The sequence below is a fragment of the Singulisphaera rosea genome, from assembly GCF_054877945.1.
This window is the reverse complement of the sequence record NZ_JBTYIP020000028.1, coordinates 1-22,259: the sequence shown is the minus strand read 5'-3', so window position 1 is coordinate 22,259 and position 22,259 is coordinate 1. Positions and strand designations below refer to the sequence as shown.

The following is a 22,259-nucleotide window of genomic DNA, read 5'->3' as shown; positions in this document are numbered from 1 at the left end:
GTCTTTGATGGTCCAGCAAACCGAGGCCGCTTGCTTGCTCGAGTCGGGAGCCCTTTACGGCCGCAGGGTCCTCCTCCGCCCACTCGAGGGGGATCCGATCTTCGCCGGGTTCAAGGCCGGGGCATTCTCCCTCTATTTCGGCGACGAACCGATCTATCACTTCGACGGCGAAGGACGCTGGCAGCGTGCTTACGTCGACGGCGTCCATTACCTCAAAGGGCTCGACACCACCATTCGCGCCATCGATCGAGTCCGCGAGGGCGAGAACCTCGTCCTCAAGCGGCGCACGCTCGACGACTCCGAGGCCGCCGGCCTCGACGCTCGGGTCCGCTCGACGGCCCTCGAGCTCATCGACGCCCTGGAGTCCTCGCGTCTCGAGCGAGTCAGACCTCCGGAACACGCCAGGCCGCTCGAAGTCGAGCCCCTTTGCGAATTCCTCCAGGGAGTGTCGCGTTGGGATGCCTCGCGCTGGACCGAGAATCGCGTGACGTACCAGGACACCTACGGCCCGATTCCGCTCCTCCCCCCGGAGTGCCAGAACGCTGTCATCCTCCAGGCCAGCGTGGGCAACCTCGGAGGTCGTGCGTTCGGCCGAGGGCCGGTCACCGAGCATCGCGTCCGCTCGGCGTCCGACTTCGAGGAGCATGCGCGGGCCGTCTCCACCCTACTCGGACATCGGGTACTCCAGTGTCGGAATATCTTTCTCGGTGCGAGTGACGTCCTGCGCAGGCCAGCAGGAGAAGTCGATTCGTATCTCGAGACGATCGGCCGAGTCTTCCCGATCACGGAACGTAGCGAGCCTCGGAACCGAGACATCGTCGGTGTCACTCCGGCGCTCGAAGGGATTCACGCGTTCCTCGACGACTTCGTCGGGATGGCCGCTGGGCTTGAGGATTGGAAACGATTCCGCAAGCTCCACCTCCGCCGGATCACCTTCGGGGTGGAGTCGGGGGATGCCCAGGTGCGTGTCCTTTACGGGAAGACTTGGCGGGACGACGACCTGATCGCGACCGTGGCCGACGCGAAACAGGCGGGACTCGGAGTTTCGTTGGCGGTGCTCGTCGGTGCCGGAGGTCTCGAGCACTCCGATCGTCACGTTGCATCGACCACTGAACTGTTCCAGGAGCTCCCGCTCGGCCAGGGCGACCTGATCGCCTTGCTCGATGCCGAAGAGGTTCGGGACCCTCGTGCGGAGGCTCTCGGGTTTTCGCCACTCATTGGACAGGCATGGGACACGCAGCAGGCCCGATTCAAACAGGCCCTGACGTCGCTCCGCACGGGCCGAGGGGTGAAGGTCATGCCCTATCTTCTCGAGAAACAGGGCAGCTAAGCTCCTCCGGTGGCCCCAAGATGCGTATACGTTTGAATCGGTGAGCCTTGACACGATCGCGGGTCGGGCATAGTCTCACCCGATCGGGCCGGCTTCGGGATGGCCGAGGGGGCCCTGGTCCGGGAGCGTGATCTTGACATGGATCCGAGCAAATTCGACCTGATCGTGATCGGTTCCGGGCCCGCGGGCGAGAAGGGGGCGGCCCAGGCCGCCTACTTCGGCAAGTCGGTGGCCCTGATCGAGAAAGAATCCGTCTACGGCGGCGCGGCGGCGAACACCGGGACGCTCCCCTCGAAGACCTTGCGGGAGACGGCGCTCTTCCTTTCCGGATTTCGCAACCGAGACCTCTCCGGGGTAAATCTCAGCCTGAAGCATCAGGTGACGATCCGCGACTTCCTCGTCCACGAGCAGCACGTCACGCGCGACGAGCGGATCCGGATCGTCAACAACCTGGCCCGACACCACATCCGGGTCTTCCACGGGGCCGCCTCGTTCCTCGACCCGCACACCGTCGCCGTCAAGTCGCCGGACGGTGTCGACACGACGATCCAGGGGGACGTCGTCCTGCTCGCGGTCGGCTCCTCACCATTCCGTCCGAGCCTCTTCCCGTTCGAGGATCCGAGGGTCTGGGACTCGGACACGATCCTCCAGCTCACCGACTTGCCCAAGAGCATGCTCGTGGTCGGCGGGGGCGTCATCGGATGCGAATATGCTTGCATGTTCGCGATCCTCGGCGTCGACGTCACCGTCGTCGAGCGGCGTGACCGGGTCATCGGGTCCCTCGACGCCGAGGTGGCGGGGTCGTTGCGGGCCCAGATGGAGTCGATCGGCGTCCGCTTCCTCTTCAACGACGGCGTCGTCTCGGTGAAGGCCGGCTCGACGTTGGACGTCGAGCTCAAGTCCGGGGCCCGTCTGAGCCCGGGGACGATCCTCGTCTCGTCGGGTCGCGGGGGAAACACGAAGACCCTCGGCCTCGACAAGGCGGGAGTGCCCGTGGATGAGCGTGGGCTGATCCACGTCGATTCGCGATATCAGACCGCCGTCCCGCACATCTACGCCGCCGGTGACGTCATCGGCTCCCCCGGCCTGGCGTCGACCGCGATGGAGCAGGCCCGCGTCGCCATGGTCGACGCCTTCGACCTCAAGTACAAGAGCAGCGTCGCCACCATCCTCCCGTACGGCATCTACACCATCCCCGAGTGCTCCATGGCCGGCGAGACTGAAGAGTCGCTCAAGGCGGCCGGGGTCTCCTACGTCGTCGGCAAGGCGACGTATGCCGCCAACGCGCGCGGCAGGATCATCGGCGACGACAAGGGCTTTTTGAAGCTCCTCTTCCGCACCGACGACATGAAGCTCCTCGGCGTCCACATGATCGGCGAGCAAGCCACCGAGCTCATCCACGTCGGCCTGACCGCCCTCCTCCTTAACCAGAATGCCGACATCTTCATCCAGACTTGCTACAACTACCCCACGCTGACCGAAGTCTACAAATACGCCGCGTATGATGCGCTTGGACGGCGCGCGAAGCTGGTTTTATAGGAGTCGAGCGGGGAAGGTATTCACCACAAAGGCACAAAGGATGTAAAGAAGAAGCGGATAGTTCGTTTGTGGGTAGTCTGTTCTCTTCGTGGGGAAGGCTCCCTCACGTCGGACTCGGCCGAGACGCGATGCCTGATCCTCATCCGAGATGGATGGCCCCATGGTGATCGAATTCTCGGGGTCCGATGAGATTTGGGTAATATGATGTTCAAATTATTTTTATTATTCTATGTGTTTTGTATTCTGGTTTCGGACCTCGGCCTCATCGTCCAGGCCATTGTTGCTCGGTTGATCGGGGCCGAGATCGAATCGGTCGGATTCTGCATGGGTCCGGTGGCCGCTCGATTCCGAGTCGGCGGCATCCCGTTCGAGTGGCGGGCCGTGCCATTCCCTGGCGGATCGGTCAAGCTTCGGGGCGAGGAGGAGGATGAGGCTCGGGCGGAACCTACCAGTCTCGACATGCCGTCTCATGAGCTTGGGACGAGGTGGGTTGACCTCGGCAGGTGGTCTCGAATCCTCATCATCGCGACCGGGTGCTACGCCAGCGTCGTCATCGCGATGGTCTGCCTGGGGCCCTTACACGGGCTCACTTCGGTATATCACGGCTTCAGGCAAATCCTCATCGGGGCGGTATCCCCGATGCCGGTCCGGGATTCACTCGTCCGATCGATGTTCGATCTCCTCCGAAACCAGCCGTTTCCCGTAGCCTTCGGCGTGATTGCCGCGAAGAATGCGGCCTTCAATCTGATGCCGTTGCCGCCTTTGAGCGGTGGCGGAATCCTCTTCGAACTTTTTCGAACACGAAGCTCGATCTATCAACGTATCTGGGAATACTCGGCCTTCGTCGGTGTCGTCGGATCGCTCCTCCTCAGCGTCCTGTGGGGCGTTTCCATCGTTCGCGTCCTGTTCGGGTTCTGAACCCGATTTTGGCGGATTCTCCGCTGAAGCACGATAACCATAAGAAAACGCTTGTTCTTTTCTTGCCTTTTCCCTTCGTGGCCTTTGTGGTGAATCCTCCCCTGATCCTCAATGGCTCATGCGTCGGCTACGACGTCCGCCGACGAAGCTGTCGAAGACGTACTTGCCGAGGTCGTCGGCCGAGCAGTAGGCGGCGACGCCTTGGGAGACGCGGGCCATCTCCTCGACGAAGTTGACCAGGCCGAGGTAGAAGTAGTCTTCGATCAGGGCGAAGCTCGAGACGCGGATCCCGGCCGCGGCGCAGCGACGGACCTCGGTCAGCGTGTGGGCGGCGGTCTTCTCCGAGGGGGGATAGATCAGGACGACGTCGCGTCCTTCGATGTGCGCCGTGGGCTCGCCGTCGGTGATGACGATGATCTGTTTGTTCTGGGCCCCCTGGCGAGTGAGCATGTTCCGTGCGAGGCGAAGGCCCGCATGGATGTTGGTGAAGTGCTGGGGGACGCGCTTCGGCGGATTGTCGATATCGAACCGGATGTGGACCCGGCTGTCGAACAGGCTGACGGGCTTCGGGGCCGAGCCGAGCAACTGGCGTTCGGTCATCACGTTGGCATACGTGTAGAACCCGACCATCTGCAAGGTATCTTGGGAGTACTGGGCCCTGACCATGGCCTGGAGGGCCAGCGCCACCTTCTTGGTCATGGCATATTTGCCATAGCGGCCCATCGAACCGCTCATGTCGATCAGGACGACCGTCGCGCAGCGCGTCTGGTACTCGGTCTCGTGGACGACGTAATCCTCGGACTTGAGCCGGATCGGGAGCCCGCCCCCCTGGCGGATCATCGCGTTCTTGAGCGTCTCGTGCAGGTCGAGGTTCGCCAGCGAGTCGCCGAAGACGTAGGGGCGCGAGTCGTCGAGCCGGACGCTCCCTTCGCCTTTCTGGGGCGTGTCGTGCTTGCCCACGGCGTCGCGTTGGAACGTCTGGAAGAGGTCCGTCAGGGCGTTCTGCTGAATCCGACGGATCCCCTTGGGGCTGACCTGCCACTTCCCCTCGCCGTCCTGTTCGATCAGCCCCTGTTTCTGGATCTGGTCGAGTACGTCGGGGAGGTCGTCTTCGTCGAACTGGTCGAGGTTCCTGAGGACGTCGTCGCCGTATTGGAGGAGATACTCGGTGATCTGGTCGAAGGCCTTGTCGGCCGACTGGGGCTGGAACTCCTGGGAGCCGTCCCACTTCGTGTATTCATGGAAAGACATCAATCACCTCGTCGGGTGGATCGACCGCGCGGCGGGAGGCTGGACTCGGACGAAGGGCCGGCCTTCATGGCCGGCCCTTCGGGGAGATGGCTGGGTTTCATCGCTTGTAGGACGTTGACCCGGGCTTGACGTTCTTGTTCAGCTTGTTGTGGACGTGCAGCCCTTCGAGGATGAATTCGGCCGCCGCGGCGGTGGCGGCGTCCTTCGCGTCGGCGTCGGCCAGGTCGGGTTGGACCTGCCGGGCGAACTCCTCGGCCCGCTTGCGGAGCTGCGGGATTTTCTCGATTCGGCTGAGGACGTCCTTGGCCGAGAGGATGTCGCCGACCTCGATCCCCTTGCCCGACTCGAAGAAGTCGACCGCCGCGCGGAACTCACGGGCGTCGAGGTGCTGGGCGAAGACGTTCTTGACCGCCTCGTCGACGATCCGGCCGATGAGCTTGTCCTCGTGGCCATCGTCCTCGTTCATCGACAGTTCGAGCTTGCCTCGAGAACTGGCCGCGACGTAGACGAGGTCGGAGACCCTGGGAATGATCCAGTTCTCACCGTTCAGGAGGGCACGACGCTCGGCGTTCGACACGACGTTTTCGAGGTTCGCGATCGACATCCGGACCGAGACGCCCGACTGCTGATTCACGTGCGACGACGCCCGCGCGAGCCGAGAAACTTCCTCGACGATCTCTTTGATATAGAGCGGGATCGCGAGGCGTCCCGCGGAGCGGTCGAGCCAGGCGTTCTGGTCGCTGATCGCGATGCCGAGTTCGCGAGTCAGGGGATAGTGCGTGCGGACGACCGATCCGATCCGGTCCTTGAGCGGGGTGACGATCCGGCCTCGGTTCGTGTAATCCTCGGGGTTGGCCGAGAAGACCATGCAGAGGTCGAGGTTCATCCGGATCGGATAGCCGCGGATCTGGATGTCGCGTTCTTCGAGGACGTTGAAGAGGCCGACCTGGATCTTCGGCGAGAGGTCGGGGAGCTCGTTCATGCAGAAGATCCCGCGGTTCGAGCGCGGGATCAGGCCGAAGTGCATGGTCAGCTCGCTCGAGAGGTAGCGTCCCTCGGCGTGCTTGATCATGTCGATCTCGCCGACGAGGTCGGCGATCGTGACGTCGGGCGTCGCGAGCTTCTCCTGATAACGTTCGTCGCGGCCGACCCAGGCGATCGGGGTGGCGTCGCCGAGCTGCGTCACCTTGTCGCGCGACTCTTTCGAGAGCGGGTCGAATGGGTTGTCGTTGACTTCCGAGCCCTCGACGACCGGGATCGCGTCGTCGAGCAGGTGGACCAGTTGGCGGAGCATCCGGGTCTTGGCCTGACCGCGGAGCCCGAGGAAGAGCATGTCGTGCCGAGAGAGGAGGGCGTTCTGGACCTGCGGCACCACGGTTTCTTCATAGCCGAGGATGTCGGGGAAGAGAGGCTGTCCCTGCCGGATCTTGGCGATCAGGTTCCGCCGCATCTCGTCCTTGACCGACTCCGACCGATAGCCGCTCGACCGCAATTCGCCCAGCGTCCTGGGCCGCTCCGTCGCCATGCTGCACACTCCGGTTGGATTCGCTCGGCGCGTTCCGAGGGCGCCCCTGGTCATGCTAGGGGTGTGCCAGAGCGAAGTCAACGAGTGGCGGGGTCGGCCAGCCGGAGGCCATGCCCCGAACGGATGCTCAGAAGTCGAAGAGTCGACTCACGCTCTCCCTGCGGTGGATGGAGAGGATTGCCTCGGCGAACATGTTGGCCACACTGACGACCCGACAGCACGGCGCGAGTGGCTCGAATCGGTATCCGATCGTGTCCGTCATGACCAGCTCCTTGATCGGGCTCCGCGCGATCTTCTCGCCCGAGCCCTTTGAGAAGACCCCGTGAGAGACGCACGCGTAAATGTCCTTGGCGCCGCGGGCGCGACACGCGTTGGCCATCTCGATCAGGGTGCCGCCGGAGATCGTGAAGTCGTCGACGATCAGGACGTTCTTCCCCTCGACGGTCCCGATGATGTCGAGCATCTGGGCCCGCTCGTCATGTTCGGTGCGGACCTTGTTGCCGAAGACGACCGGGGCGCGCATGAGCTGTGCGAAGCGGTAGGCCTGCTTGCCGAAGCCGACGTCGGGGGAGGCCACGACGAGGTCGGAGATCTGCTTCTTGCGGAAGTAGTCGACCAAAACGGGCATCGCGTAGAGGTGGTCGACGGGGATCTTGAAGAACCCTTGGATTTGCGGGCTGTGCAAGTCCATCGTCAAGACCCGGTCGGCGCCGGCCGCCTCGATCGCGTCGGCACACACCCTCGCGCGGATCGAGACCCGGGGTTCGTCCTTCTTATCGCCCTTGGCGTACGAGAAGAACGGGATGACGGCCGTCACCTGCGTCGCGCTCGCCCGCTTGAACGCATCAATCCAGAATAACAACTCCATGAAGTTGTCGTTGACCGGGAACTCGGTCCCCTGCACGATGAAAACGTCCCGCCCCCGGACGTTCTCCAGCACTCGGACGAAGACATTCCCCTCGCTGAAGACCTTCGTCTCCGACTTGGCGAGGTCGATGCCGAGTTGGCTGCAGATATTCTTGCCGAGGTCGCCGCTCGCATTCCCCGCGAAGATCTTCAGCTCGCCGAACGGGTCGGTTTGCTTCGATGAGTTGTTGCAACCGATCAGGGACTTGTCCATGGAGGGCGTTCTCATCCGAAATCGACCGACCCGGGCGCTCTCGCGTCGCGATGACCCGAGGCTACACGTTATCTTAACCGGGGGAGGGAAACCATTGCCAGCCGGCCCGACGCTCGCTTCGGCGAGGTCGCGGAAGGAAAAAAAGATTCCCCCTCGATGCGGGCCGATTACAATGGATTGAGTCATAACGTTTGTCCGCAATCCTCCGCCTCGACGTTCTATCCCGAAGGGGTCGCCGGCATGCGTCAGCCTAAATCCAGAGCCCGATGGCTCTTGAGTGTCTTTGCCATGGTATCGGCCGCGATCGTCGTAGCCGGCGTCCATCGGTCGAGCTCGGCCGCGCCGCCGAAGCGTCGGGGCGGGAATATCCGCGTCGAGAAGACCGTTCGGTTCCAGGAGCAGCCGGCGCTCAGCTTCGAGGGGGGCACCGGCTGGATCAACACCGGGCCGATCCGACTCGAGGAGCTCAGAGGCAAGGTCGTCCTCCTCGACTTCTGGACCTTCTGCTGCATCAACTGCCACCACGTCCTGCCCGACCTCGCCAAGCTCGAGCAGAAATACAAGAACGAGCTCGTCGTCATCGGCGTCCACTCGCCGAAGTTCTTCGGCGAGCGCGACACCGAGAACATCCGCCAGAAGGTGCACGAGTACCAGATCAAGCACCCCGTGGTGAACGACGCCGACCAGGTCATCTGGAACCGCTTCCAGGTCCGTAGTTGGCCGACCATCGTCCTGGTCGATCCCCAAGGGCACTACTACGGGTCGGCGAGCGGCGAAGGAAACTACGAGGCGCTCGACCACCACATCGGCCTGCTCGTGGCGAAGCACAAGGAGAAGGGCGACCTGAATCTCAGCCCGTTGACCTTCTTCCCCGAGAGCGACAAGCCCGACGAGACCCCCCTATCCTACCCGGGCAAGGTCGTCGCCGACCCGAAGAGCAATCGACTCTTCATCGCCGACACCGCGCACAATCGCCTGGTGATGACCGACCTCGACGGGGCCGGGGCCGTTGCGATCGGCAACGGCGTCGCCGGGCTCGTCGACGGCGACTTCGCCAAGGCCCAGTTCCACCGCCCGCAGGGGATGTACCTCATCGACGACCTCCTCTACGTGGCCGATACCGAAAACCACGCCCTTCGCGTGGTCGACCTCAAGGCCAGGACCGTCGAAACCCTCGCGGGGAACGGCCAGCAGTCGCACCGTCGGAGCGGCACGGGGGCCGGCAAGTCGACCGGACTGAACAGCCCCTGGGACCTCGTCCTGATCCCCGGCACGAACGCACTGGCCATCGCAATGGCCGGCCCGCATCAGATCTGGCGCTACGACATCCCGACGAAGGTCATCGAGGTCTGGGCCGGGACCAGTGAGGAGAACCTCCGCGACGGCCCGATCAAGCAGGCCCTCTTCGCCCAGCCCAGCGGCCTGGCGACCGACGGCCATCACCTGTTCGTCGCCGATTCGGAAGTCTCGGCCCTCCGCTCGATCGAGCTCGGCAAGAAGCCCTACGTCCACACGATCGTCGGCCTGGGCCTCTTCGAGTTCGACGACCGCGACGGCGTCGGGGAAGATGTCCGCCTCCAGCACTGCCTCGGCGTCGCCTACGGCAACGGCAAGCTCTACGTGGCCGACACCTACAACAACAAGATCAAGGTGTGCGACCCCGCGGCCAAGAGCGTCGAAACCCTGGTTGGAAACGTGGGCTCGGGCAAGACCGACAACCCCCCTCGGTTCTACCAGCCCGGTGGGTTGAGCGTCGCGGGGACGAAGCTTTATGTGGCCGACACGAACAACCAGGCGATCCGCGTCGTCGACCTGAATACGAACGCCGTCAAGACATTGGAACTCCAGGGCTTGAAACCGCCGACGCCCCCGAGGCGCGCCCCCCGGTTCCCCAACCCCGTCGTCATCGACCTGCCCGCCGTGAAGGTCAAGCCATCGGCCCAGGTTGCCTTCCACGTCGAGGTTCCGCTCGAGGCGGGCTACAAGCTCAACGAAGAGGTCGCCATGCCTTACCTCTTCGAGTCGCCGAAGCAGGAAGGCCTCCTCGCCGGAGACGAAGCCTCCGGCCATCGCCAGGAGAAACCCTCGAAGTCGCTCGACATCAAGGTCGCCCTGGCCAAGACCCCCGCGACCGGCGAGTCGACCTCGATCAAGCTCTCCCTCGGCACCTTCGTCTGCAGCGAGAACTCGAGCCTTTGCCGGGTCAAAAACTTCGTCTGGAACGTCCCGATCACCTTCGACTCGGGCGGCACGGACGTCGTCAAGATTCAGAGTGATTCATCAAAGCAGGCGTCGAGATAAGTACGACCCAACACCAACGTCCCTCCGTCTTCGATACCCGGTGTTTTCTCCAACACCGGGTTTCTGTCGCGGTCAACGTCGACCCCTTCCGGGATCTCGGAGCCTAGAGCGGCTCTCGCTTTCATTGCGCACGTCGGAGGAAAGCGGGGACTGGCTCCCGGCAGGGTCGGACCCGGACTCTCGCGATCGACGTCGAGGCCGGGTGCCTGTCCCCATTTTCCGGGCCGTCGCCGTCCGCTGCGGCGGAAATGGCGCCAGGCACCTGCGCTTCGCTGCGGAGCCAGTCCTCGTTTCCGTCTCCGCTCTCGGGTTCGGGTCACATCGTGCCGTGTGTCAGACAAACGTTAACCGCTCTACTCCTCAGAAACCGGGTTTCGAAGGTCGACGTCAGACGCCTTGTGCGGTCGTCCCGCTGATGAGCCGCAGGCCGACGGGCAAGGCGTCGCCGAGCGCCTGGCCTTGCTGTTCGGTCTCCAGCTCGTGGAACTCGCGGACGGGGCGCAGCTCTGCCTCGTCCGCTCCAAGCTCCTCGAGCCGGGCGAGGACCCGGGTGCGAATCGCCTCGTCGACATCCCTGGCACGGTCGCCCGAAACGCGAGCCAGTTGCGCGAGCGCGAAGATTGCGTCGGTCGTCTCCCGGCCTTCGGAGAAAGGGCGATCGAGGAGGGCGAGCAGCCAACGTTCGGCCGTCTCGCGAGGGACCGCGGTGTTCGCCGGTCCATAGAGCAAAACCCGGGCGCCGAGCCGGCCGAGAGACCACAAGACGTGATTGGCAAGGCTCGGTTTCCCGAGCTCTTTCACGAGCACCGAGCCGAGCTGTACCTTGAGGTCGGGGGAGAGCCGCTCGAGGTTCGCGGCGGTCCGCCAGATCTCGGCGAGCTCGTGGGTCTCGACCTTGGGCCTGCCCCCCTTCTTGGCCGCCCCGCCCTTACTGGGCAGGAGATAAGGCGAGACCCGACGATAAATCTCGTCGTGGTGGGCCTTCGAGAGGCCGGCGGAGACTCTGCGCCAAAGGATCCACCACTCGACCCAGCATTGCACATCCTTCGCGTACTTGACCCCCTGGTGGAAGACGGGCCAAAGGGCCTTGATCCGGCCTTCGTCGAGGGGATACCCGGTCCCCGGCCGCAGGCAGAACCCCGCGAGGTTGAACCAGCGCGACTCGTGCCGGGGCCCCTTGAGGCGAGACTCGGCGAGGTCGCGGAGCGGTTCCCAGAGGGCTCGGAGGGCCGAAGGGGGCCACTGATCCCTCGGGACATCGAGCAGGTCCTCGAGGCGCTTGACCAGGCGCGAAGGGCCCGCCTCCTCGCTCGGGGTCGTCGGCCCGAAGGCTTCGCGGATGGCCGCGACCGCCGAGTCGAGCTCCGACTGCTCGATGATGACGCGGTCGGATTCCTCGCCCGTCACCAGGGAGCGGGAGGCGGGCTGCCCGGCGGGTCCTCGGAGCTGGATCTGGAGTCGCCAGCGCCGGTCGTCGGTACGCGACTGGCACCAGAGCTCGACGGTTCCAACCTCGGTCACCCGCGCCGCGAGTCGGACGGGGACGCGCTCGGCCTTGGCCTTGCGGCCGACACGAATGAGCGACTGCAACGGGGGCAGTTCCCGGATCGAGTCGGGGTTGGAGGCGACGAGGTCCCCGGGCTTGTCGTCGGGGCGGACCGAGCTGCTCGCGAGCGGGAACGCCACCGGCTGGCCCATGAGGAGGTCGAAATCGCGGTGGTCGATCGTGATCTCGTCTCCTTCCTGGGCGTCTCGGGGGACGACGCAGAGCCAGGGGGCCGACGACTCCTCGGCCTGGAAGCCGACGTAAAATGACCGGGCCGTCCCTCCGCCGATCCGGATCCCACCCCCGCGCCGGACGACCCCGTAGTACGCCGCTCCGTGGGCGACGGCGAGGTCGAGCGAGGCGTTGGCGAGGACCCGAGGGGCATACGCCGTCCCCGGGTCGTCCTGGAACCAGGCCGAGACAACCTCGACGATCCGGTCGCGGACGATCGCGGGGGTCAGGGCCCCTCCGTTGAAGAGGATGGCGTCGGGCCGCGCGGGTCGATCGTCGCCGGAGAATCCCCCCTGCCCGACCGCCTCGGCGCGATGCCGCCTGAGGAACGACGCGAGGTGCTTGGGGATGGCCGGGTCGGCGACGAACGGCAGCCCGAACTCCTGGAGGCCGAGCTTGGCCCCTCGATTCGGCTCCTCGCCTCGGGGCGTCCTCGGGAAGAACCCGTCGATCACGATCTCGATGACCTCGGGGCGGGTCAGCTCGGACTGGATGCTCCCGCCGATGATCTTCGACCCTCGGCCGGCGATGGTCACCGGCCAGCGCTCGACGGGGAGGTCGCCGAGGAGCTTCTCCTTGGCGGTCCGGCAGGCGTACCGGAGGGCGCTCCACTGCTCGGCGTCGAGCCGTGCCCCGCCGAGCTTCTTCTCGACGCGGTGGGCGAGGGCGAGGTCGATGTTGTCGCCGCCGAGCATGAGGTGGTCGCCGACGGCCACCCGTCGGAATCCCGGGCCGGTCGGCGTCTCGACGACGGTGATGAGGCTGAAGTCGGTCGTCCCGCCGCCGATGTCGCAGACGAGGATCAGCTCTCCCCCTCGGACCTCGCGCTGCCAACCCTCCTGGTGGGAGACGATCCAGCAGTAGAACGCCGCCTGGGGTTCTTCCAGAAGGGTGACCGACTCGAGGCCAGCCTGCTTCGCGGCGTCGAGGGTCAGCTCGCGGGCGGCCTCGTCGAACGAGGCCGGGACGGTGAGGACGACCTCCTGGACCTCGAGCCGCCGCGTCGGGTCGTCGACGGCGAAATTCGCGTTCCAGGCGTCGCGGATGTGTCGAAGGAAGTCGGCGGACGCCTCGACCGGCGAGACTTTGCGGGCCTCGGGGGGGCTGCCCCACGGGAGAATCGCCGCCTCCCGATCGACGCCGGGATGGCAGAGCCAGCTCTTGGCGCTCGCGACGAGGTGCCCGGGGACCTTCGCCCCCTGAATCCTGGCGAATTCCCCGACGATCCGATCCGCGTCGGCTTTCCAGGGCAGCAGCGCCGCACCTGGGGGCAGGTCATGTGTCCCGGGCAGGTACAGGAACGACGGGAGCATCGCCCGGGGCGCCGTCTCCCCCGGGGCGACGAGCTGCGGGACCTCGAACGCCCGGATATCGGCCGTCGGCCGCTCTCGCCCTCGTGTGTCCACGTACGACACCGCGCAGTTGGTCGTCCCGAGGTCGATCCCGACGATAAAACGTGAGCGTGCCATGCCTCAGCCATCCCCCGGGACCTCGATTCATTCGCGTCCCGGTTCCTATCATATCAGCTTCTTGGCACCCTCGCGAAATGACAGGGAGTGGAGAGGGGAGGATTCACCACAAAGGCACAAAGAACACAATGGGAAAAACAAGAAATGCTTGTAAGTCCTATTTCGGTATTCTTTGTGCCCTTTGTGCCCTTTGTGCCCTTTGTGCCATTGTGGTGAATCCTCCCCTCCGTCAGCCTCAGCCGTCGGTGGCGACGAAGTTGACGAGCTTGCCGGGGACGACGACGACCTTGCGGATCGTCTTGCCGCTCAGGAGCGCGATGACCCGTTCGTCGGAGCGAGCGGCGGCCTCGATCGCGTCCTTCGAGGACTCGGCGGGGACGACCACGCGAGTCTTGAGCTTGCCGTTGATCTGGACGGGAACTTCGAGCTCGTCGTCCTTCAGCAAGGCCGGGTCGAAGCTCGGCCAGGGGGCGTAAGCCAGGGTTTCCTGGTGACCGAGCAGTTCCCAGAGCTCCTCGGCGAGGTGGGGCGCCATCGGCGCGAGGAGCAGGGTGAATGTTTCCATCGCGGACTTCGGCCGGACTTCCTGTCCCGTGAAGACGTTGGTGAACTCCATCAGGCGGCTGATCGCCGTGTTGAAGCGCATGGCTTCGAGGTCGTCTGTAACGGCCGCGACGGTCCTCGCGATGACCTTCGCTTGATCGCGGGTCGGCTCGACGTCCTGGACCTTGGGATCGAGCTGGATCTCATCGGCCTCGAAGTCGATCACCATCCGCCACGCACGGCCCAGGAACCGGTAGACGCCCTCGACACCCTTCATGCTCCAGGGCTTCACCGCTTCGAGTGGACCCATGAACATTTCGTAGAGGCGAAGGCTGTCCGCGCCGTATTCGTCGACGACACGATCGGGGGAGATCACGTTCCCCCGGCTCTTCGACATCTTGTGAGAGCGAGTTTCGCACTCGCCTTCCGGGACGCGAATCAGCGTGTTTTTCAAGGTCTCGGGCTTCTTCGTGAACTCGACTTCACCCTCTTTCTTGACGATGCTCGACTCGGCGTTGGAGAGCCGTTCCAACGTACGACCGTCAACCCTCGGGGTGTCCGACTCATCGAAGATGACCCGACTTCGCTTGTACCACTGTCCATTGCTCGGGTCGATGTACGCGGTGTACTCGGTCTCGCCCAGAATCATCCCCTGGTTCACCAGCTTCCGGAACGGCTCGGGCGTGCTGACGTGCCCGCGGTCGAAGAGGACCTTGTGCCAGAACCGGCTGTAGAGCAGGTGCAGGACCGCGTGCTCGGCGCCGCCGATGTAGAGGTCGACCGGCATCCAGTACTTCTCGAGCTCCGGATCCCAGGGGCGCTCGGCGTTCTTCGGGTCGAGGAAGCGGAGGAAGTACCAGCACGAGCCGGCCCACTGGGGCATCGTGTTGGTCTCGCGCCGGTATTTCTCCGAGTAGCGGACCCAATCTTCGGCCTTGCCGAGCGGCGGCTCGGGCTTGCCAGACGGGCGGAAGTCGTCGAGGTCGGGCAGCAAGACGGGGAGCTCCGACTCGGGCACGGCCTGGATCGACTCACCCTCACCGAGCAGGATGGGGAAGGGTTCGCCCCAGTACCGCTGGCGGCTGAACAGCCAGTCGCGGAGCTTGGTGTTCACGGTCTTGCGGCCGATCCCGCGCTCCGCGAGCCACGCCGTGATCTTCGCTTTCGCTTCGGCCGTGGCGAGGCCGTCGAGCTGGACCTCGTCGTTGCGCGAGTTCACCGCGACGCCGTGCTCCGCCTCGGCGACCTCGAGCGGTTTGCCGGCGTCGTCCAGGCTCGCCGCGACGACGCGGTAGATCGGCAGTCCGAACGTCTGGGCGAACTCGAAGTCGCGAATATCATGGCCCGGGACGGCCATGATGGCGCCCGTGCCGTATCCCATCAGGACGTAATCCGCGATCCAGATCGGGATCTTCGACCCGTTGACGGGGTTGATCGCATAGGCCCCGGTGGGGACGCCGGACTTGGTCTTCGCCAGGTCGGTGCGGTCGAGGTCGCTCTTGGAGGCCGTGGACAGTCGGTAGGCGGCCACCGCGTCGCGCTGCTCGGGAGTCGTCAGGCGGTCGACGAGCGGGTGCTCGGGGGCGAGCACCATGTAGGAGGCACCGAAGAGCGTGTCGGGCCGCGTCGTGAAGACGCGGATGACGTCAATGCCCGTGGCCTCGGGCCAACCATTCGAGGCACGGCCCGAGGTCCAGCTCGTCCGATCGTCGCCGACGTAGAAGTCGACCTCGGCCCCTTCGCTCCGGCCGATCCAGTTGCGCTGCATGTCCTTGATCGCGCGCGACCAATCGACGAGCTCCAGGTCGTCGGCCAGGCGATCGGCGTAGGCGGTGATCCGGAGCATCCACTGCTTCAACGGCATGCGGACGACCGGGTAGCCGCCGCGTTCGCTCTTGCCGTCGATGACCTCTTCGTTGGCGAGAACGGTGCCCAACTCGGGGCACCAGTTGACGGGCACCTCGGCCCGGAAGGCGAGGCGCTTCCCATCGCGGTAGACGTTGGGGTCGGCGGTCCCGGGCGGGATCGGCAACTCGGCGATGGGCCGGCCTTTCCCCTTATGAGGACGGCCCTCGGCGTCGGTCCACTCGTATTCGGGGTCGTACCAGGTGTCGAAGATTTGCAGGAAGATCCACTGGGTCCACTTGTAGTAGTTGGGATCGGTCGTATCGATCTCGCGGTCCCAGTCGTACGAGAAGCCGAGTGACTTGATCTGCCGGCGGAAGTTGTCGACGTTCTGCTGGGTGGTGATCGACGGGTGCTGATTGGTCTGGACCGCGTACTGCTCGGCCGGCAGGCCGAACGCATCCCAGCCCATCGGATGCAGGACGTTGAAGCCGCGCATCCGCTTGTAACGGCAGGTGATGTCGGTGGCCGTGTACCCCTCGGGGTGTCCCACGTGCAGGCCCGCGCCGCTGGGATAGGGGAACATGTCGAGGACGTAGAGCTTCGGCTTGCCGGCGACGAGGTCGGGAGTCCGGAACGTCTTGTTCCGCTCCCAGTAGGCTTGCCACTTCTTCTCGATCCGTTGGACGTGATACGCAGGCATGACCGGCACTCCCGAAACGGGCGCAGCTCAACTCGGAAATCTGACAAAAAAAGCCCGCCGCGAGTTCGGGGGCATCCACACACAGGCCCTCCAGGATAACGCGATCGTCGCCTCCTGGCCAGGAGGCGTGATTGGCCGTAAGCCGTCCGGAATACGGGGACTTTCGGGGATTGCACGATCGTGCTGGGGTATGTCAACCCCTACAAATCATCGAGTCGAACTTACAAAGGACACCCGGTCGGGACGCGACTGGGCTTGAGGAAAAAAAGAGAAAAACTCGAGCGATTTCCGCCCATCGACCAATCGGCGTGTAGACTTGAGTCGAAAGCCCGGTTCTGGGAGAGATCGAATGTCGAGCCTTTTACGAACCTTCGGCACCCCGCTTGCAACCAGGGCAATCGCCTAACCCGTCATCGAGAGAACTTCCCCGAACCTTGGCATTGGAGATGTGTCATGGTCCTGCAATCGCTGGCCCCGATCGTTGTGCGCCCGCGCCGAATGGCGTTACTCCTGGTCCCGGTCCTGCTCGCGTCTTCCGTGGTGGGATGCAGTGGCAGTCGACGATCGGCGATGCGTCCGGTCTATGTCGGTCCGGCCCGTCCCGTGACGGTCGTCCCGGCCCCTGCGACCGTGGTTTCGCCCCCGACGACGACGATTGAGACCGCTCCACTCGACGGTCCCGCCCCCGCCGCCGAATCCGACTTGCCCGAACGGGCTCCGTCGGCCGTGATCCCGAGCACACCTAACTCCTCGAATTCGACACCGCCGGCCCCCAGCGAGCCGCCCCTCGAAGGGCCGACTGGTGGTCCGGCCGCCCGATCGAGCGGCGGGACGTCGATGCTGACGCCGAAGTCCACGGTCGACCCGAGCGCCCGGCGCACCTCCACCGGGCGGCTGCGGCAGGCCAGCCTCAGGGATGACGTCCGTTCCTATGTGAATGACCCGGCCGACCTCTTCCTCCCGCCGAAGGCCGACCGCCCCTGGAAGTATGTGGTCGTCCACCACAGCGCCCACGAGACGGGGAACTACGACGAGATCGACCGCGAACACCGCAAGGTCCTGGGCTGGGAAGGCTGCGGCTACCACTTCATCATCGGCAACGGCACGGGCAGCCCCGACGGCCAGATCGAAGTCTCCCAGCGCTGGTCGAACCAGAAGCACGGCGTCCACTGCCGCGATAGTAAGAACTCGGCGATGAATGAGTACGGGATCGGCATCTGCCTCGTCGGCGACCTCGACAACAAGGCCCCCACCCCTCGCCAAGTCGCCGCGGCTCGTGCCCTGATCGCCTACCTCGGCGAGCGCTACGCCATCCCCGCCGATCACGTCGGGACCCACGCCCAACTCGCGAAGTCCCCCACTGCTTGCCCCGGCAAGCACTTCCCGGCTCAGGCGATCCTCGGGACTCGCAACGTCGCCCTGAAACGGTCTTCGACCACCTATTGATCGGTGCCGTGTCTCTCGGAACGCAGACGCATATCTCAATGGCTTTCCACTCTCACCGTCTTCGTGTCCTCACCTTCGACTCTGCTCTTTGATCCCTGATCTCGACACGCTGAACTTCCCACCTCGGCTCTGCTTCCTGTTAAACACCTCGTGGCAAGCATCATCAACCGGCAACTCAACGGAAGTCGCACCCCGCTCTCGGCTCACAATTAGCCTTGAGGAAATGTGTCAAACCCGGGCTTTGCCTACCCCGGAAGAACGGCACTGACGAGAACGGATCTCCTCCCCTCAACGCTCCCGAATCGAAAGCCAGGCGGCTCGATGCATGGTCGCGGTCGCCGCCCCGGCTTTCTCACCCCTGCCCACATCACCGTCGGAGTGCGACGATCTCGACGCCGAGCCTCCGACGATCTCGTGATCCGACGGACGCCTTGAAGTCCGCTATCGACACCGGGTCGGCCCAGTCATCCTACCTGCCAGGCCGCACGAATCCGTGCGATTTCCCTCAGTCGTATCGCGTAGGCTGTCTCTGAAATCTCATCGGCCCGACCCGAAAAAGGGTCGCACAATTCCGGGTAGAGCCGGGAGGTAGGCGGCCGGTTTTGCCTCCGCTGCTCAACCACGTCAAGTGCAATGGAATTTGGCCTGGTGACGTGATCCCCACGACTGGAGAGAACGACCCAAACCTCGATTTTCATCCCCGTCAGAAGGTGAGGAACCAGGCGAAGTGTCGGGGCAAGCCCAGCCAGATCCTCCGAGCGTGCGGCATGTCGACGATCGGGGCACCTCCGTGCGGAAATGGATGGGAGGGTTAGTGCCCATCAAGATCCGCTCGAGAGAGGCCCCGACCAATTCCGTTCAAAGATTCAGGAAGACTCTCGGCCTCATCGGGAAGCCTTGATTAACGGGATCGGCTCATTATTGGTTGTTCACCCCCGTGAAGATCGAGTTGACCGCGCTGCACGCGGTGCCGAACGAACCGTTCTGCCACTGACTGTCGACCTGGCAGATCAAGTCGATGATGTTGCAGATGCGGTTGTTGGTCAGACCGATGGCCGACCCGTTCGTGCCGACGTTCCAACTGCTCGACCCGAACCCGTTGCCCGTGATCGCGAAGCCATACGAGGCGCCCGAGGTTCCCGCCAGGTCACGGTCGGTCACATACGCGCACAGGGCTGTCGCCAGCACCTGCCCGCACGCCTTCTGGTTGGTCGTGCCGGTGGAGAGCGTCTTGCAGTAGGACGCGATGTAGGAGTTGCTGCAGCCCTTGAGATTGCCGAACAGGTTCGGACAGGAGGAGGCCAGCCAGTTGCCGAGGTTCGTGCAGGACGAGCTGCCGTTGAGGCACTTGATCAGATTCTGGCCTTGCGTACCGCACCAGTAGGAAACTCCTTGAACCTGGCCCGTGCAACTGCTACCGATGGTGATCTGCTCACCCTTGTTGTTGAGGTCGGCGACCGAAACGTTGTTGCCGTCGCCACTGTAGGTGACGTTCCATTGATAGGTGCCGGTCACGCACGCCGTGGAAGGGAGCTTGTAGCCGGTCGGGGTCGAGTAGGTGCCGTTGCCGTTGACCGCCACGGTCTCGGTGTCCACGAGGTTGCCCTTGGGATCGTACAGCTTGAACGTGAGAGTTCCGGTCTCCGCGTAGCCGCCCGAGATGATCGCCGTATCCTTGATGATCGTCGAGGTCGTCCCGCAACTGTCGGAGATACTCGGCGTGGTGCAGACCGACGGAGAGGCTTTGGAGACCGTCTCGGGCTCGCTACCGTATGGGCTCGTGACGCTGCCATTCTTGGAGTCGCCGCTGTAGACGGCCACCCACTGGTAGGTGCCGGCTTGCGTCGGGATATTGCTGCCGGTGCTGCTGGTCCCCTTGGCCGTGGTGTAGGTTCCGGTGCCATTGACTGGGACCGTAGTCGTGTAGACGTTGTTGCTGTAATTGCCATTAGGCGTGACGCCCGGCGCGAACAGGTAGAAGATGATTGTGCCGGTCGGGGTACTCCCGCCCGCGAGGGTCGCCGAGTCGGTGAGCGTCACCGGCGGCAGAGCGGGCGTCTGCGGGGTCGGTGGAGCGACCGGAGTACCGGTGGGCATCGTGCTCGGGGCCGTGGTCCCACCGTTGTCGCCCGAGATGAAGCGATCCTGGGCGTGGTAGAGGATGTTCGCGCTGTCCGGGCCGTACGCGTTGTTGTTCTGGTTCGGCTCGAGCTGAGTGATCGCCGATCCGCAGACGAAATCGATCTGGTAATACGTCTTCGGGATCGTGACCGTCAGCTTGTGATTTGGCGCGGAGGCGTAGGTCCCGGTGGCCACCTGGTAGATCGTCTGCTGGTAAGCATTGGAGTCGCTGAAGGTTGCGCTCGGGGCCGTGTAGACGACCAGGGTGTACTGCTGAGTGGACCCTGCCGGCAGCGTGACCGAGACCGTGCTGCCCTGAACCGTGTTGTCCGACAGGTCGGAGACCGTCTGGGTCGAGCCATTCGGCGCGGTCACCTTGAAGGAGAAGGACGAGCAGTCGCAGTTGCAACAACTGGTCATGAAGTCGGCGAAATTATTGCCCGTATAGTTGTTCCCGGCGGTTGCGTTGACCGTGTAATACGTATTCCCGACGCTGCCGCCGGGCCCTCCGCCGGTCTGGAGGTAGCCCGAGGGCACGGACTCTTGCACGAAGTAGGTACCCGGGTTCGTCAGCGTGAAGCTGTACGTGCCGTTGCTCGTGGTCGTCGTCGAGCCGACCAGAATGTCGCCGGCCTGCAATCCGGTCGAATTATTGGTGTTGTAGTAGAGGTTCATCGTCACGCCGGCCTGCGGCGTATCGGCGGACGAGAAGCCGTCCCCCGTCGTGTCGAGGTACTTGGTCCCACTGATGGTGAAACTGCCCAGCGCGACCGTCCCGCCGGGTGTCGTGGTGATGGTTGGGCTCAACGCGGTGATGACCACGGGCTCACTGGAGGCGGGACTGAAGACGCCGGCGTTGTTCGAATCACCGTTGTACGTCGCCAACCAGTAATCGGTCCCTGTGGCCGTTGCAGTGTAACCCTTGGAAATGGCGACGCCGCCCACCAGGGTCTCGGTGTCGGTAAAGAGCGGGGTGCCGGTGCCGTTGGGGTTGTTGTAGAGGCTGAACGTCACCGTACCGCTCGGGTTGTAGCCTCCGCTGATGACGGCCTTGTCGGCGATCGAGCTTCCGACCGTGGCGGAGGCGGGCTGCTGGATCGTCACGATCGTCGGGGACGCCTTGGTGATGGTCACCGGCTCGCTTGAAGCGGGGCTGGTGACGCCGGTGTTGTTGGAGTCGCCATTGTACGTCGCCAGCCAGTAGTCCGTCGCCGCGGCCGTCGCGGTGTACCCCTTGGAGATCGCGACGCCGCCCACCAGCGTCTCGGTATCCGTGAACAACGGAGTGCCCGTGCCATTTGGGTTGGAGTACAACTTGAAGGTCACGGTTCCGCCCGGGTTATATCCTCCGCTGATGACCGCCTTGTCGGCGATCAGCGATCCGACTGTGGCGGATGCCGGCTGTTGGATCGTCACGATGCAAGGCGTGGCGGGACTGATGACGACAGGTTCGTCTGCGAGGCCGCTGGCCACGCTGATGTTCTTGGAATCGCCGTTGTAGGTGGCGACCCAGTAGTCGGTGCCGGTCGCAGTCGCGGTGTAGCCGGCGCTCGTGGCGACGCCACCGACGAGCGTCTCGGTATCTGTGAAGAGCGGGGTGCCCGTGGCGTTGGGGTTGGAGTAGAGGCGGAATGTCACGGTCCCGCTCGGGTTGAAGCCCCCGCTGATGATCGCCTTGTCGGCGATCGAACTTCCGACCGTGGCGGACGCCGGCTGTTGGATCGTCACGATGGAAGGCGTGGCGGGGCTGACGATGACCGGCTCGTCGGCGACACCGCTCGTCACACTGGTGTTGTTGGAATCGCCGTTGTAGGTGGCGACCCAGTAGTCTGTGCCCGTAGCCGTGGCGGTGTACCCCTTGGAGATCGCGACGCCGCCGACCAAGCTCTCAGTGTCAGTGAAGAGCGGAGTGCCCGTGCCGTTGGGGTTAGAATACAAGCGGAAGGTTACCGTCCCGCTCGGGTTGTATCCACCGCTGATGATGGCCTTGTCAGCGATCGAACCCCCGACCGTGATGGTGGCGGGCTGCTGTACCGTCGCGATGGAGGGCGATGCGGGGCTGACGATGACGGGCTCGTCGGCGACGCCGCTGGTGACGCTGGCGTTGTTGGAGTCGCCGTTATAGGTGGCGACCCAGTAGTCAGTGCCTGTGGCGGTGGCGGTATAGCCGGCGCTGGTTGCGACGCCACCGACGAGCGTCTCGGTATCCGTGAAGCGCGGAGTGCCAGTGCCCGCCGAGTTGTCGTAGAGGCGGAATGTCACGGTCCCGCTCGGGTTGAAGCCCCCGCTGATGATCGCCTTGTCGGCGATCGAACTGCCGACGGTGGTCGAGGCGGGCTGCTGGATCGTGACGATGGAGGGCGATGCGGGG

General features: G+C 64.3%; 11 protein-coding genes. 5 read left to right on the top strand and 6 right to left on the bottom strand.

What is annotated here, in order from left to right; genetic code table 11:
* Positions 1 to 7 precede the first annotated feature (7 nt).
* From ACYOEI_RS32200 to ACYOEI_RS32190, 3 genes are all read left to right on the top strand, one after another.
* Positions 8 to 1,330, top strand: coding sequence for a radical SAM protein (locus tag ACYOEI_RS32200; protein WP_462854010.1), 1,323 nt, complete (start codon positions 8 to 10; stop codon positions 1,328 to 1,330).
* A 138-nt stretch (positions 1,331 to 1,468) separates the two neighbouring features.
* Positions 1,469 to 2,869 carry a Si-specific NAD(P)(+) transhydrogenase gene (sthA, locus tag ACYOEI_RS32195; RefSeq protein WP_462854009.1) on the top strand — a complete coding sequence of 467 codons (1,401 nt, stop codon included), beginning with the start codon at positions 1,469 to 1,471 and terminating at the stop codon, positions 2,867 to 2,869.
* Positions 2,870 to 3,070: 201 nt separating this feature from the next.
* Positions 3,071 to 3,787 (top strand): site-2 protease family protein, encoded by a 717-nt coding sequence (locus tag ACYOEI_RS32190; RefSeq protein ID WP_462854007.1) that lies wholly within the window; start codon positions 3,071 to 3,073, stop codon positions 3,785 to 3,787.
* A gap of 108 nt (positions 3,788 to 3,895) precedes the next feature.
* On the opposite strand, the gene ACYOEI_RS32185 is transcribed toward ACYOEI_RS32190, so the two are convergent.
* The 3 genes from ACYOEI_RS32185 to ACYOEI_RS32175 all read right to left on the bottom strand — a co-directional run bounded on the left by ACYOEI_RS32185 (position 3,896) and on the right by ACYOEI_RS32175 (position 7,683).
* Positions 3,896 to 5,038 (bottom strand): VWA domain-containing protein, encoded by a 1,143-nt coding sequence (locus tag ACYOEI_RS32185; protein ID WP_462854005.1) that lies wholly within the window; start codon positions 5,036 to 5,038, stop codon positions 3,896 to 3,898.
* 97 nt (positions 5,039 to 5,135) lie between these two features.
* The gene (locus ACYOEI_RS32180) at positions 5,136 to 6,563 is read right to left on the bottom strand and encodes a sigma 54-interacting transcriptional regulator (protein ID WP_462854004.1); all 1,428 of its coding nucleotides are present in this window, start codon (positions 6,561 to 6,563) and stop codon (positions 5,136 to 5,138) included.
* A 127-nt stretch (positions 6,564 to 6,690) separates the two neighbouring features.
* The gene (locus tag ACYOEI_RS32175) at positions 6,691 to 7,683 is read right to left on the bottom strand and encodes a ribose-phosphate diphosphokinase (protein ID WP_462854002.1); all 993 of its coding nucleotides are present in this window, start codon (positions 7,681 to 7,683) and stop codon (positions 6,691 to 6,693) included.
* Between the two features lie 240 nt (positions 7,684 to 7,923).
* Here ACYOEI_RS32175 and ACYOEI_RS32170 point away from each other — a divergent pair, with 240 nt between their 5' ends.
* The gene (locus ACYOEI_RS32170) at positions 7,924 to 9,984 is read left to right on the top strand and encodes a thioredoxin-like domain-containing protein (protein WP_462854000.1); all 2,061 of its coding nucleotides are present in this window, start codon (positions 7,924 to 7,926) and stop codon (positions 9,982 to 9,984) included.
* A gap of 387 nt (positions 9,985 to 10,371) precedes the next feature.
* Here ACYOEI_RS32170 and ACYOEI_RS32165 read toward each other — a convergent pair whose 3' ends face one another.
* Together ACYOEI_RS32165 and leuS are read right to left on the bottom strand one after the other, a co-directional pair.
* Complete coding sequence (locus ACYOEI_RS32165) at positions 10,372 to 13,230, bottom strand: Hsp70 family protein (RefSeq protein ID WP_462853999.1); 2,859 nt, start codon at positions 13,228 to 13,230, stop codon at positions 10,372 to 10,374.
* Positions 13,231 to 13,465: 235 nt separating this feature from the next.
* Entirely contained in the window at positions 13,466 to 16,321 is a 2,856-nt protein-coding gene (gene leuS / locus ACYOEI_RS32160) for a leucine--tRNA ligase (protein WP_462853997.1), read from the bottom strand.
* 453 nt (positions 16,322 to 16,774) lie between these two features.
* Between leuS and ACYOEI_RS32155 the strand changes: the two genes are divergently transcribed.
* A complete protein-coding gene (locus tag ACYOEI_RS32155; RefSeq protein ID WP_462853996.1) occupies positions 16,775 to 17,767 on the top strand; it encodes a peptidoglycan recognition protein family protein in 993 nt (330 codons plus the stop codon).
* A 918-nt stretch (positions 17,768 to 18,685) separates the two neighbouring features.
* On the opposite strand, the gene ACYOEI_RS32150 is transcribed toward ACYOEI_RS32155, so the two are convergent.
* Positions 18,686 to 22,259: beta strand repeat-containing protein (locus ACYOEI_RS32150; RefSeq protein ID WP_462853994.1), on the bottom strand; the 3,574-nt coding region annotated here is incomplete at its 5' end.

Coding starts and splice junctions, on each gene's coding strand:
- ACYOEI_RS32200 (WP_462854010.1), top strand. CDS start 8: ATGGTCCAGCAAACCGAGGCCGCTTGCTTGCTCGAGTCGGGAGCCCTT.
- sthA (WP_462854009.1), top strand. CDS start 1,469: ATGGATCCGAGCAAATTCGACCTGATCGTGATCGGTTCCGGGCCCGCG.
- ACYOEI_RS32190 (WP_462854007.1), top strand. CDS start 3,071: ATGATGTTCAAATTATTTTTATTATTCTATGTGTTTTGTATTCTGGTT.
- ACYOEI_RS32185 (WP_462854005.1), bottom strand. CDS start 5,038: ATGTCTTTCCATGAATACACGAAGTGGGACGGCTCCCAGGAGTTCCAG.
- ACYOEI_RS32180 (WP_462854004.1), bottom strand. CDS start 6,563: ATGGCGACGGAGCGGCCCAGGACGCTGGGCGAATTGCGGTCGAGCGGC.
- ACYOEI_RS32175 (WP_462854002.1), bottom strand. CDS start 7,683: ATGGACAAGTCCCTGATCGGTTGCAACAACTCATCGAAGCAAACCGAC.
- ACYOEI_RS32170 (WP_462854000.1), top strand. CDS start 7,924: ATGCGTCAGCCTAAATCCAGAGCCCGATGGCTCTTGAGTGTCTTTGCC.
- ACYOEI_RS32165 (WP_462853999.1), bottom strand. CDS start 13,230: ATGGCACGCTCACGTTTTATCGTCGGGATCGACCTCGGGACGACCAAC.
- leuS (WP_462853997.1), bottom strand. CDS start 16,321: ATGCCTGCGTATCACGTCCAACGGATCGAGAAGAAGTGGCAAGCCTAC.
- ACYOEI_RS32155 (WP_462853996.1), top strand. CDS start 16,775: ATGGTCCTGCAATCGCTGGCCCCGATCGTTGTGCGCCCGCGCCGAATG.